This is a genomic window from Mycobacterium spongiae (assembly GCF_018278905.1).
GTDB classification, from domain to species: Bacteria; Actinomycetota; Actinomycetes; order Mycobacteriales; family Mycobacteriaceae; genus Mycobacterium; species Mycobacterium spongiae.
Genome location: NZ_CP046600.1, coordinates 4264955 through 4277539, shown reverse-complemented (window position 1 = coordinate 4277539; position 12585 = coordinate 4264955). Strand labels below are relative to the sequence as shown.

The window sequence follows — 12585 nt, the reverse complement described above, 5'->3', positions numbered from 1 at the left end:
CCCACACCGCTGGCCGGGGTCAGCGGCGCGGCGCTGCTGCGGCGGAATCTCGGTGAATGTTCTAGGTTTGCGGCTATGACTCCAAACGACGTCGGGTTGCTGATCTTGCGGTTGTTGCTGGGCCTGACCCTCGCCGCGCATGGCCTCAACAAGTTCTTCGGCGGCGGCCGAATACCGGGCACGGCACGTTGGTTCGAGAGCATCGGAATGAAGCCCGGTACGTTTCACGCCGCCCTGGCCGCCACCACCGAGACGGCTGCTGGACTGGGGCTTGCTGCCGGGCTGCTGACACCGATCCCGGCCGCGGGCTTCGTGTCCCTGATGCTGGTCGCGGCATGGACGGTGCACCGCCCCAACGGCTTTTTCATCGTCAACGAAGGCTGGGAGTACAACCTGGTGCTGGCGGTCAGCGCCGTCGTCGTCGCCATGCTGGGTGCCGGCAAGCTCAGCCTCGATTGGCTGATCTTCGGCAGGAATTGGTTCGACGGCTGGCAGGGATTGATCATCGCGGCGGGGCTTGGCCTCGCCGGGGCTGTGGGGCAGTTGCTGATCTTCTACCGCCCGCCGGCCTAGCCGCCTGGCGGCCTAGCGGGCTGTCGTCACCGTCTGCGAGGAGCTTCTCCGGGTGATGAAAGCTATTGGTGCGGGGTTGGCCGTGATCCACGTGGGGCGGTGGGATCCATGCGATGTTTCCGCTGGCGCGCTTTCTGGTAGTCCAGCCGCCAGGCTCGACCAACGAGTGGTCTTGGCCACAGGCAAACGTCAGGTTGTTGACGTCGGTGGTGCGGCAGGCCGCGTACGACGTGATGTGATGCACTTCGCATTGGTAGCCGGGCACGTCGCAACCGGGGCGGGTGCATCCGCGGTCTTTGGCGTACAGCACGATTCGCTGCCCGGATGATGCCAGGCGTTTGGTGTGGTACAGCCCGATCGCTTTTCCCTGGTCGAAGAGTGCGAGGTAATGGTGTGCGTGCCGGGCCAAGCGGATCACCTCGTTCATCGGCAGCAGGCTGCCCCCACCGGTGAGTGCCTTACCCGCGGCCGATTCCAACTCTTTGAGCGTGGTGGACACGACAATGCTCGCCGGTAACCCGTTGTGTTGCCCAAGTTTTCCGCTGCATAGGACGGCGCGCAGCGCCGCGTTGAGTCCATCGTGTTGGCGTTGGGCAGTGCTGCGGGTATCCCGCTGGGCGGTTTCTTCTGAAGCTGTGCCGTCGATGACCGGGGTCTGGTCGTCGGGGTTGCACATCCCGGGTGCGGCCAGCTTGGCCAACACCGCGTCGAGGGTCGCCCGAGCTTCGGGAGTCAACCAGCCGGTCAGCTTCGACATGCCGTCGACGTCTTGGTTGCCTAACGTCAGCCCGCGTCGGCGAGCCCGCTCCTCGTCGGTGTAGTCGCCATCGGGGTGCAGGTAGTCCATAAGCCGCTGGGCTAGCTTGGCTAGCTCGTCGGGGCGAAACCGGGTGGCCAGCTTGGCCAGCCGGGCCTCGGAGTTCTCGCGGGTCTCGGCATCGACACTGACCGGCAGGCGACGCAAGAAGTCACGGATGACCCGAACGTGGCCGTCACCGAGACGTCCGTCGCGCTGCGCCTGGGCGGTCTTGGTGAGCAGCGGCGGCAACGGTTGGCCGGTCAGTGCCCGCCGCCGCCCTAGATCGGCGGCCTCGGCCACCCGCCGGCCGGCTTCGCCGCGGGTGATGCGCAACCGATCCGACAATGCCCTGGGCAGCCGGCCGCCGAGCTCGGTCTCGCCAGCCTGCTCGGAGATCTGATTGATCAACCCATGCTCGATGGCGGGCAGCCGGCGGCGGACCGTCTCCAAGCGTTCCAGCAACGCCAACCGTTCTGGAGTGGTCAGCGCATCAAACGACAGCTCGCGTGCGTGATCCAGGTCGGCATCGAGCGCGTCAAAGACCTCGACGATCTCCTCACGACTACTCGAAAGCATGTTCTAATTCTATGATCCGGTACCGACAAGAATCCTGGTTCTGATGCTCGTGAAACTAAAGTGACACAAGGGATTTCAACTGCCAAGCTGGAGACCCAGGCGATCAAGCCGGTTAGTCGGTGGATGAGTAGGGCAGGCTGCTGCCCGCGTTCTCGTCGACGACGACGCGGCCGCCGAGATACGGGAATGCGCGCTGGGCGCACGCGGTCCGGCTGCACATCTTGCAGCCTGCTCCGATTGGTACCGCGGTTGTCTGGTCGTCGAGGACAACCCCGGTTGAATAGACCAGCTTGTCGGCGTGCGCGAGGTCGCAACCCAACCCGACGGCGAAGCTCTTGTGCTGGCCCAGATAACCGCGGCCTTCGGGCGCGGTGGTCTTGGCCACCCAGAAGTACGAACGACCGTCGGGCATTTGCGCGACCTGGACGACGATGCGTCCCGGCTGGGCGAATGCGTCGTGCACTACCCACAGCGGGCAGCTGCCGCCCACCCGGCTGAAATGAAATGCCGTGGCCGATTGCCGCTTTGAAATGTTCCCGGCTTTGTCGGTGCGCACGAAAATGAAGGGCACCCCGCGTTGGTGCGGACGCTGCAGGGTCGACAACCGGTGGCACACCGTCTCGAAGCCCACCCCGAACCGGCGGCCCAGTAAGTCAATGTCGTAGCGCAGCTCCTCGGCGGCACCCTGAAACTCGCCGTAGGGCAGCAGGAATGCTCCGGCGAAGTAATTCGCCAGCCCAATCCGGGCGACCCCGCGGGCTTCGGTGCTGAGCTCGCTGTCGGTCGCCAGGATCGCCGAGATCAGCTCCGACTGGCTGAGCAGCGCCAGCTGAGTGGCGATCTGGAAAGCGCGCTGGCCCGGCAGGAGCCAATGGGCCACCCGAAGCACTTTGGTGTCCGCGTGGTAGCGGCGCTTGGTGGTTGCCGGGAGATCGTCGCCGATCACCACGGAAATGCCAAACCGATCCGCCATCAGCTCAGGCAGCTGGACGTCCAACCCGCCGGGACGCATCCCGCTTTCGGCGAACATACGTTCCGCCGCGGTGTCGAGATCGCCGATGTAGTTGTTGCGGTCGTAGAAGAAATCGCGTACCTCCTCAAACGGCATTGGTCGCTCGGGAGGCGATGACGTCTCGGCTGTCGCCCGAGATCGATAGCCCTCCAATTCCTCGGTGGCATCACGCAGCCGTCGATGAACCGCGACCAGGCTGCGGCCGATCTCGGGCATTCGGGCCACGAATTCCTCGATCTGGCTTGGGCCGATCGCGGGCGAGGTCGTTGCTTCGGTGAAGACCTCGCTGAGATCGGCCACCAATCGGGCGTCCGAGTCGGAAGAGAAGTACTGCGCCGGCAGATCGAAGCGCTCGGTGAGGGCCAGCAGCACGGGCACCGTGATCGGTCTCTGGTCATTCTCCAGCTGATTCACATAGCTGGTGGACAGGTTCAGGGCGCCGGCCAGAGCCGCTTGGGTGAGCCTGCGCTCTTCGCGCAGTCGCCGCAGCCGAGCACCGGAAAACGTCTTAGCCACCGCTGTGATATTACTCGACGGTATGTTCGCAACCTTCGCAACGTGCTGCGGCTAAGGACGCAAGAATACGCACTTGCAGGGTATTTATTTCGCCGACGAGCTTGCATAGTGTGCAAATCATGTTGTTGCACGCGATTCGGTCTCGGCGCAGCGCCGACGACTTCCCGCGCACCGAACACCTGGCCTACAAGATCGCCGAGGTCGCCACCGATCCGGTCGCCGTCGAGCCCGAGACCGCCGAGATGATTCTGAACCGGATCATCGACAACGCTGCCGCCAGTGCGGCGTCGGTACTGCGCCGCCCTGTCACGGTTGCCCGCCAGCAGGCGTTGCCGCATCGCGCGGGGCAGGGTGCCCGGGTCTTCGGCGTCGACGGGACGTATTCGGCGGAATGGGCGGCCTGGGCCAACGCCGTTGCTGTGCGCGAGCTCGACTTCCACGACACATTCTTGGCCGCCGACTACTCCCACCCCGGTGACAACATTCCGCCTCTCGTCGCCGTCGCCCAGCAGCTCGGCGTGCGCGGTGCCGACCTGATCCGCGGCATCGCGACCGCCTATGAGATTCAGATCAACCTCGTCCGCGGAATCTGCTTGCACGAGCACAAGATCGACCACGTCGCACACCTGGGCCCATCGGTAGCCGCCGGCATCGGGACCATGCTGCGGCTCGACGCCGAGACTATCTACTCCGCTATCGGCCAGGCCCTGCACCTGACCACCAGCACGCGCCAGTCGCGCAAGGGAGCGATCTCCAGCTGGAAGGCGTTCGCACCCGCGCATGCCGGCAAGGTCGCCATCGAGGCCGTCGACCGGGCGATGCGCGGTGAAGGCTCGCCGGCGCCGATCTGGGAGGGCGAGGACGGTGTCATCGCATGGCTACTCAGCGGCCCGGAACACATCTACCACGTGCCGTTGCCCGCTCCCGGTGAACCCAAGCGCGCCATTCTGGACAGCTTCACCAAGGAGCACTCCGCGGAGTACCAGAGCCAGGCGCCGATTGACCTGGCGCGCCGCATGCGTGATCGCATCGGCGACCTGGACCAGGTCGCCACGATCGTCCTGCACACTAGCCACCACACCCACGTCGTGATCGGCACAGGCTCGGCGGACCCGCAGAAGTTCGATCCGGACGCCTCTCGAGAAACCCTCGACCACTCGCTGCCCTACATCTTCGCGGTGGCGCTGCAGGACGGCAGCTGGCACCACGAGCGTTCCTATGCGCCGGAGCGGGCGCACCGGCCCGACACCGTCGAGTTGTGGCACAAGATCTCCACGGTCGAGGATCCCGAGTGGACGCGCCGCTATCACTCGACCGACCCGGCCGAGAAGGCCTTCGGGGCACGCGCGGAAGTAAGGCTCAAGAGCGGTGAGGTGATCATCGACGAGCTGGCCGTGGCTGACGCGCATCCGCTAGGTGCGCGACCGTTTGCTCGGGAGCAATACCTGCACAAGTTCGCCGAGCTTGCCGAACCCGTGGTGGAATCCGGTGAACAGCAAAGGTTCCTGTCCACTGTGGAGAACCTGGCCGACCTCAAGGGCGGAGCCCTCGGCGGGCTCAATGTGCTGATCGAGCCGCGGGTCTTGGACAAGGCGCCGGTGATTTCGTCGGGAATCTTCCGGTGAACCCGGTGGTAGGTGTGGCGGTCAGCGTCGCCGATAAGCGTGCCGCATTGCGGGCCGGCTTGGATTCGGGTCGGCTGCAGCGACTTCCGGGTGCCTTCTCCCCGCTGGTGGCCAAGGTCGTCGCTGACATTGGCCCCCCGCGCTTCGAAGGAGTTTATGTTTCCGGCGGGGCGTTGGCGGCCAATCTCGGTCTGCCGGACATCGGGTTGACCACACTGACCGAGGTGGCTGCCAGTGGTGCCCAGATTGCCGCGGCGACTGACTTGCCGACGCTGATCGATGCGGACACCGGATTCGGATCGCCGCTGAACGCCGCGCGCACGATATCGGTCCTGGAGGAAGCGGGTCTGGCCGGATGTCATCTCGAGGATCAGGTCAACCCGAAGCGGTGTGGCCACCTCGATGGGAAATCTGTTGTGTCGGCGGCCGACATGGTCCAGCGGTTGCGGGCGGCGGTATCCGCTCGGCGAGACCCCAACTTCGTGGTCTGCGCCCGCACTGACGCCGCCGGCGTCGAGGGCTTGCATGCCGCGATCGACCGTGCCCGCGCGTACGCCGACGCGGGCGCGGACATGATCTTCACCGAAGCGTTGGCTGACGTCGCCGCTTTCGAGAAGTTCCGTGCCGCCATCGACGTCCCGCTGCTGGCCAACATGACCGAGTTCGGCAAGTCGCCGCTGCTGACCACGCGGCAGCTGAGCGACATTGGCTATAACGCCGTCATCTATCCGGTCACTACCTTGCGCCTCGCGATGTTCGCGATCGAGGCGGGGCTCCGCGAAATCCATTCAGCGGGAACACAATCGAGTCTGCTGGAGCAAATGCAACATCGGGATCGGCTCTACGCGCTGCTCCGCTACCAGGACTACAACGAATTCGACACCCAGACATACAACTTCACGCTCGAGGGGGGCTGATCAGTGACCACGTCAACGACCGAAATCAAGAAAGGCCTCGCCGGTGTCGTGGTGGACACCACAGCGATCTCCAAAGTGGTGCCGGAGACCAATTCGCTCACCTACCGGGGATATGCGGTTCAGGAACTAGCCGAGCGCTGCAGTTTCGAGCAGGTCGCCTTTCTGCTGTGGCGCGGTGAGCTTCCCACCGATCCGGAGTTGGCGTTGTTCTGTCAACGGGAGCGCGCCGGCAGGCGACTCGACCGCTCGATGTTGTCGCTGTTGGAACGAATGCCGGACAACTGTCATCCGATGGATGTGGTGCGAACCGCGATGAGCTATCTGGGCGCGGAAGACCCCGACGAGGACGACGAATCGGCCAACCGCGCCAAGGCGCTGCGCATGATGGCGGTGTTGCCGACCATCGTCGCTGTCGATATGCGGCGGCGTCGCGGGCTGGCTCCGATCGCACCGCACAGCGGGCTCGGCTATGCCGAGAACTTCCTGCGGATGTGCTTCGGCGAGGTGCCCGAACCCGCCATCGTGTCGGCGTTCGAGCAGTCGATGATCCTCTACGCCGAACACGGCTTCAACGCTTCCACGTTCGCTGCAAGGGTGGTGACGTCGACCCAATCCGACATCTACAGCGCGGTGACCGCGGCGATCGGCGCGCTCAAGGGGCAGCTGCACGGGGGCGCGAACGAAGCCGTTATGCACGACATGATCGAGATCGGGGATTCAGGCAACGTGCGGGAATGGTTGCACGGCAAGCTTGGTCGCAAGGAGAAGATCATGGGCTTCGGGCATCGGGTCTACAAGCACGGCGACTCCCGGGTGCCGACCATGAGGCAGGCGTTGGCTCGTATCGCCTCGGTCCGCGACGGTCAGCGCTGGCTGAACATCTACGACACTCTCGAGGCTGAGATGCTGGCGGCTACCGGACTCAAGCCGAACCTCGACTTTCCGACCGGTCCCGCGTACTACCTGACGGGATTCGACATCGCTAGCTTCACACCGATCTTCGTGATGAGCAGGATCACCGGCTGGACTGCGCACATCATGGAACAGGCCGCGGCTAACGCGTTGATCCGGCCGCTCAGCGCCTACACGGGGCGCGATCAGCGGGCGTTGGTTGACTCTAAGTTATCTGGATGACCACCTGTTCGAAACGCTGATTGAAGGCTAGGTAGTCCGCCTTCTTCCCCGTCCGGCGCAGGAATTCCTGGAGTGCCTTGAACTCGTGGTCTTCGGCTTCCGGGTAGTTGTACAGTTCGTCGAAAGCAATCACAGTGCCCGGAACTATGTTGTCGCCCAACAGGTCGAAAATCGCCTTCGTGGACGAATAAATGTCGCAATCGATATGGAGGAAAGCGATCGGAGTCGTGTTCAGAACGCGGTTCTTGAATTCTGGAAGAGTTTCTTGAAACAAGCCCTTTACCAGGCTCACATTGTGGAGAACGGGCGGCATCCACCCGTCGACCTTGATCCCGAAAGTCCCTTCAGGAACGGCCAGGTCGGTGCGCAGCCATTGCTCGGGAAGTCCGTTGAAGGAGTCGAATCCCCAGATCCGCTGTTCTGGATTGAGCGCGGCAATAAAGTTGATCGTTCTTCCTGTGCACACACCCATTTCCAAGAAGGCGCCACGCAGCGTGACGTGGTCGGAAGCGTACTTCAGTACTGCCGCATCGGTGTTGAGAGGTTTAGCGTTGCCGAAGTATTTTGCCACCATCGCGCGCGCCGATGGCAACTCCCGATAGTCTTTGTCCTTGGGGAAAAAATTGAGCACTTGGCTTCCCTGGTGCCAATCCAGATCCCCGAGATCGGGCAACTCTACTAATTGATCCCAGGCGAATGCCGGGCTTTGTGTAGATAGCGGTGCCATGCCAATCTCTCCTTGCGTCGAGAAGCTCTTTCGCCGATACCGCAGGCAGCGGCCGGTGATTACAGGATGGGCACGAGAGTTGAGTCCAGGCTGAGACGAAGCTGGGGAATCGCTGGTGCTCCCGTCGATTGCCTGGGCTAGCCCAGCGGCCGGTGCAACGGTGAGTCCACGGTTGCTGACGTCGCGTCGCCGACATCGCCGAGCCGGCGCGGCAGCCGCGACGTGGCTTCGAAACCTGGAGGACGACTCTTAGCGGCCTGCCGCTCACTTCAGAACGGACAACGCGCTCTAATGTTGTGGGCTATGGGATTTCTGAAGCCGCGACTGCCGGACATCGACATGGCCGAATGGAGCAAAGGCACCCGCAGCGAAAAAATCCGTCCCATGGCGCGTCACTGGGCCGAAGTGGGATTCGGCACCCCGGTGGCGATGCACCTGTTCTACGTCGTCAAGATTGCGCTCTACATCCTCTTCGCCTGGTTGATCGTGTTCAGCACTAGAGGCATCAACGGGTTCACCGATGTCACGTCGTGGTATGCGGAGCCGATCGTCTTCCAGAAGGTCGTGCTCTACACGATGCTGTTCGAAGTGATCGGGCTGGGCTGCGGGTTCGGGCCGCTCAACAACCGGTTCTTCCCGCCGATGGGCTCAATCCTCTACTGGATGAGGTTCGGCACCATCCGGCTGCCACCGTGGCCGGGCCGCGTGCCGCTAACCAGGGGCACCAAGCGCACGCCGGTGGATGTCGCACTCTATGCGCTGCTGCTGACCATGTTGCTGTCGGCGCTGTTCACCGACGGTTCCGGCCCGGTACCGGAACTCGGCACCACGGTCGGGTTGTTGCCGAATTGGCAGATCGTAATCATCCTGATCATTCTCGGAGTCTTGGGATTGCGCGACAAAGTGATCTTCCTGGCCGCGCGCGGCGAGGTCTACGCCACGCTGACGGTCACCTTCCTGTTTGGCGGAGTCGACATGATCGTGGCTGCCAAACTGGTCTTTCTGGTGATCTGGCTGGGTGCGGCGACATCGAAGCTCAACCGCCACTTCCCGTTCGTGATCTCCACCATGATGTCCAACAACCCGCTGTTCCGGCCGCGGTTCATCAAGCGGATGTTCTTCAAGAAGTTCCCCGACGACCTGCGGCCCGGACACTTGTCGCAGTTCTTCGCCCACACCGGCACTCTCATCGAGATGGCCGTACCGGTGGTGCTGTTCCTATCGGACGCCGGCTGGCCGTTGACGGCGGCTGCGGCGATCATGATCGGGTTCCACCTGGCAATCCTGACGGCGATCCCAATGGGAGTGCCGTTGGAGTGGAACGTGTTCATGATCTTCGGCGTCCTGTCCCTATTCGTCGGGCATGCCAAGCTTGGGCTGAGTGATCTGAAAAACCCTGTGCCAGTGGCGATTCTGTTCGTGGTGATTGTGGGCATCGTGGTAGTCGGCAACCTGTTCCCGCGCAAGGTCTCGTTCCTGCCGGGCATGCGCTATTACGCGGGCAATTGGGACACCACGCTGTGGTGCCTCAAGCCGTCGGCGAACGAGAAGATCGGCAGGGGCATCGTCGCGATCGCCAGCATGCCGCAGGCACAGCTGGAGCGTTTCTACGGCAGTCCGGAAGCGGCCCAGATCCCGATCTACATGGGGTACGCGTTCCGCGGCTTCAACACGCATGGCAGGGCGCTGTTCACTCTGGCCCACCGAGCGATGGTCGGCGAAAACGAGGACGACTACGTCATCACCGACGGGGAACGGATCTGCAGCACCGCCATCGGGTGGAATTTCGGCGACGGCCATATGCACAACGAGCAGCTGATCGAAGCGATGCAGCAGCGCTGCCACTTCGAACCGGGAGAGGTGCGGGTCGTCCTGCTCGATGCGCAGCCGATTCACAAGCAGACTCAGCAGTACCGACTGGTCGACGCCGCGACTGGTGAGTTCGAGCGCGGCTATGTGCGGGTCGCCGACATGGTGACCCGGCAGCCCTGGGCCGACGATGTGCCGGTCCAGGTGCTGTCGGATGTCTCGGCCCCAGCGGCGGACTAGATTGCCGTCCGGACCTCCCGCGCAGCCCCAACCATGTGCTGCAGGGACGCGGTTACCTCTTCGACGTTGCGGGTCTTCAACCCGCAGTCGGGATTGACCCATAGCCGTCCAGCCGGCACCGCCCGCAACGCGGCACGCAGCGATTCCGCCATTTCGTTTGCGCTGGGCACTCGCGGGGAGTGGATGTCATAGACGCCTGGACCCACGCTGTTGGCGAAGCCGATGGCGTTCAGATCCTCGAGCACCTCCATATGGGAACGTGCCGCCTCGATAGAGGTGACGTCGGCATCGAGGTCGGCAATGGCTTCGATCACCTCGCCGAACTCCGAGTAGCACAGGTGGGTATGTATCTGAGTCGAGTCGGCTACGCCGGAGGTCGCCAACCGGAAGGCCGCTACGGCCCAGCGCAAGTACTCTCGCTGGTCCGCGCGTCGTAGCGGCAGCAGTTCGCGGAGCGCTGGCTCGTCGACCTGGATGACCGCGATGCCCGCGGACTGCAGATCCACGGTCTCATCGCGGATGGCCAGCGCTACCTGGTTGGCCGTCTCGCCCAGCGGTTGGTCGTCGCGGACGAATGACCACGCCAGGATCGTGACCGGTCCAGTCAACATGCCCTTGACCGGCCGGTCGGTCAGCGACTGCGCATAGGTGATCCAGTCGACCGTCATCGGATGGGTGCGGGACACGTCGCCGTAGAGGATCGGTGGGCGCACACAGCGGCTGCCGTAGGACTGCACCCAACCGTTCTCGGTGGCGAAGAAGCCCTCCAGCTGCTCGGCGAAGTATTGCACCATGTCGTTGCGCTCGGGCTCACCGTGTACCAGCACGTCGAGTCCCAGCCTTTCCTGCAAGGCAATGACATCGGCGATCTCGGCTTTCATCCGGCGGACGTACTCGGTCTCGTCGATCGCGCCGGCCCGCAAGGCCGCGCGGGCGGTGCGGATCGCCGCGGTCTGCGGGTAGGAGCCGATGGTCGTGGTCGGTAGCGATGGCAGGTGCAACCGCGCGTCCTGGCTGGCGCGGCGGTCGGCGGCGTTTCCTCGATGCGCGCCGGACGCGACGATTGCGTCGATGCGGGCGCGAACCTGCTCGCTATGCAGGCGCGGGTCGCGTTTGCGGGCCGCCACCGCGGCATTGGATGCCTCGATCGCTTCGGCGACCGCGTCGCGCCCGTCGGTCAGCGCACGCGCCAACACCACAACTTCGGCCACCTTTTCCGCCCCGAACGCCAGCCAGCTGCGCAGATCGTCATCCAGGTCGGTTTCTAGCTCCAGCGAATAGGGCACGTGGAGCGTCGAGCAAGACGTAGACACTGCGACCGTCGCCGCCGAACCCAGCAGCGTTGCCAGCCGGCTCAGCGCCGACTCCAGGTCCGTGCGCCAGATGTTGCGTCCGTCGACGATGCCGGCCACCAGTGTCTTGCTGGCCAGTTCTGGTGCCCCGACGATCGACGCCACTGCCGCGCGCGCACCTGCCACCAGGTCGACCCCGATCGCTTCGACGGGCGTGCGGGCTAAAGCCGCCAACGCTGCGCCCGGGTCACCGAAGTAGGTGGCGACGTGGATGGCCGGCCGGTTGGACATCGATCCCAGCGCGGTGTACGTCCGCTCGGCCAGCGCGGGCGCGTCGGCGCAGATATCGGTCACCAGCGCCGGCTCGTCGAGCTGCACCCACTGGGCGCCGCCGTCGGCGAGGAACGACAGCAGCTCCGAGTAGATCCCGACTAATTCCTCGAGCCGTTCGATGGGTCGGGGCGCACCGTCGACCGCCTTGCTCAGCAGCAGGAAGGTAACCGGCCCGATGACGACCGGGCGCGCCGGAATCCCCTGCCGGTGGGCCTCTTTCAGCTCGGACAGCACCTTGTCCGCGTTCAGCGTGAACCTGGTTGCCGGCCCAATCTCGGGAACCAGGTAGTGGTAATTGGTGTCGAACCACTTCGTCATCTCCAGCGGCGCGATGGTCTCGGTGCCGCGGGCGGCCGCAAAATAGCGGTCCAACTCGTCGGAGACCCCGAGTACTCGTTCCGGTAGCGCGCCAAGCAGAACGGCGGTGTCAAGCATCTGGTCGTAGTAGGAGAAGGTGTTCACCGGCACCGAGTCCAAGCCGGCGGCGGCCAGATCCGACCACGTGTCGCGGCGCAGGGTCGCGGCAACGGACTCCAGATCGGATCGACTAGTACGCCCGGCCCAGTAGCCCTCGGTCGCACGCTTGAGTTCGCGGTGCGGGCCGATACGGGGGGAGCCGGTAATGGTTGCAGTAAAAGGTTGACGACGGTCTAGCTGGGTCACGAGCTGTCCTTCAATCGACGGGATGGTCACCGCCCGTTGACACAGCGCCGATCCAGCTCGGGTGCGAATATGCGCACACACCATCGCCGGGTACGGCCACGCGCCCACTCCACGAGGCGATGAGCCGCCGGACGCGGCGCGCCCGGCACGGCTGGCAGGTCTTCGGACTTGCAGGCGCGCACTTCGGTGGTGCTCCTACTGGCCGTCGCTTCCCAGCCTCAGATTTCCTAAGGACCAGTGCTCTAAGACGGCGGTCGTTCCTGCATACCGCTGCGGGACAGTCCCGGATTCTCACCGGGTTCCCTCTCGCGACGCATCGTTGCTTCGCTCGATGCCGGCGCCAGCATCATGTGGCGACGGCAGACCAGC

General features: G+C 64.2%; 9 protein-coding genes and 1 riboswitch. Of the genes, 5 read left to right on the top strand and 4 right to left on the bottom strand.

The annotated features are described in order from the left end of the window. Nucleotides 1–75 precede the first annotated feature (75 nt). A complete protein-coding gene (locus F6B93_RS17335) occupies nucleotides 76–573 on the top strand; it encodes a DoxX family protein (RefSeq protein ID WP_211696181.1) in 498 nt (165 codons plus the stop codon). Here F6B93_RS17335 and F6B93_RS17330 read toward each other — a convergent pair. Next, nucleotides 503–1948: an HNH endonuclease signature motif containing protein gene (locus F6B93_RS17330; RefSeq protein ID WP_211696180.1), complete on the bottom strand. Its 1446-nt coding sequence runs from the start codon at nucleotides 1946–1948 to the stop codon at nucleotides 503–505. The genes F6B93_RS17335 and F6B93_RS17330 overlap by 71 nt on opposite strands. 112 nt (nucleotides 1949–2060) lie before the next feature. Beyond that, entirely contained in the window at nucleotides 2061–3500 is a 1440-nt protein-coding gene (locus F6B93_RS17325) for a short-chain fatty acyl-CoA regulator family protein (RefSeq protein ID WP_211699570.1), read from the bottom strand. A gap of 95 nt (nucleotides 3501–3595) precedes the next feature. Here F6B93_RS17325 and prpD point away from each other — a divergent pair, with 95 nt between their 5' ends. From prpD to F6B93_RS17310, 3 genes are read left to right on the top strand one after another with little or no spacing between them, the layout of a single operon-like run. Continuing rightward, nucleotides 3596–5101 (top strand): 2-methylcitrate dehydratase PrpD, encoded by a 1506-nt coding sequence (gene prpD / locus F6B93_RS17320; protein ID WP_211696179.1) that lies wholly within the window; start codon nucleotides 3596–3598, stop codon nucleotides 5099–5101. After that, entirely contained in the window at nucleotides 5098–6018 is a 921-nt protein-coding gene (gene prpB, locus F6B93_RS17315) for a methylisocitrate lyase (RefSeq protein WP_211696178.1), read from the top strand. Before prpD ends, prpB begins: the two co-directional genes overlap by 4 nt. Before the next feature lie 3 nt (nucleotides 6019–6021). Beyond that, a complete protein-coding gene (locus tag F6B93_RS17310; protein ID WP_211696177.1) occupies nucleotides 6022–7152 on the top strand; it encodes a bifunctional 2-methylcitrate synthase/citrate synthase in 1131 nt (376 codons plus the stop codon). Here F6B93_RS17310 and F6B93_RS17305 read toward each other — a convergent pair. Next, nucleotides 7136–7879, bottom strand: a complete 744-nt coding sequence (locus tag F6B93_RS17305; protein WP_211696176.1) for a TylF/MycF/NovP-related O-methyltransferase — start codon at nucleotides 7877–7879, stop codon at nucleotides 7136–7138. The two genes, F6B93_RS17310 and F6B93_RS17305, sit on opposite strands and share 17 nt — an antisense overlap. Before the next feature lie 303 nt (nucleotides 7880–8182). Here F6B93_RS17305 and F6B93_RS17300 point away from each other — a divergent pair, with 303 nt between their 5' ends. Beyond that, complete coding sequence (locus tag F6B93_RS17300; protein ID WP_211696175.1) at nucleotides 8183–9928, top strand: DUF3556 domain-containing protein; 1746 nt, start codon at nucleotides 8183–8185, stop codon at nucleotides 9926–9928. Here the strand turns inward: F6B93_RS17300 and metE are convergent. Further along, nucleotides 9925–12216, bottom strand: a complete 2292-nt coding sequence (gene metE, locus F6B93_RS17295; protein ID WP_211696174.1) for a 5-methyltetrahydropteroyltriglutamate--homocysteine S-methyltransferase — start codon at nucleotides 12214–12216, stop codon at nucleotides 9925–9927. The two genes, F6B93_RS17300 and metE, sit on opposite strands and share 4 nt — an antisense overlap. Before the next feature lie 136 nt (nucleotides 12217–12352). Further along, nucleotides 12353–12570: riboswitch (cobalamin riboswitch) on the bottom strand. Nucleotides 12571–12585 lie beyond the last annotated feature (15 nt).

Excerpts from the sequence above, each read along its gene's own strand:
- F6B93_RS17305 (WP_211696176.1), bottom strand. The coding sequence starts at position 7,879 with ATGGCACCGCTATCTACACAAAGCCCGGCATTCGCCTGGGATCAATTA.
- F6B93_RS17300 (WP_211696175.1), top strand. The coding sequence starts at position 8,183 with ATGGGATTTCTGAAGCCGCGACTGCCGGACATCGACATGGCCGAATGG.
- prpD (WP_211696179.1), top strand. The coding sequence starts at position 3,596 with ATGTTGTTGCACGCGATTCGGTCTCGGCGCAGCGCCGACGACTTCCCG.
- F6B93_RS17335 (WP_211696181.1), top strand. The coding sequence starts at position 76 with ATGACTCCAAACGACGTCGGGTTGCTGATCTTGCGGTTGTTGCTGGGC.
- F6B93_RS17330 (WP_211696180.1), bottom strand. The coding sequence starts at position 1,948 with ATGCTTTCGAGTAGTCGTGAGGAGATCGTCGAGGTCTTTGACGCGCTC.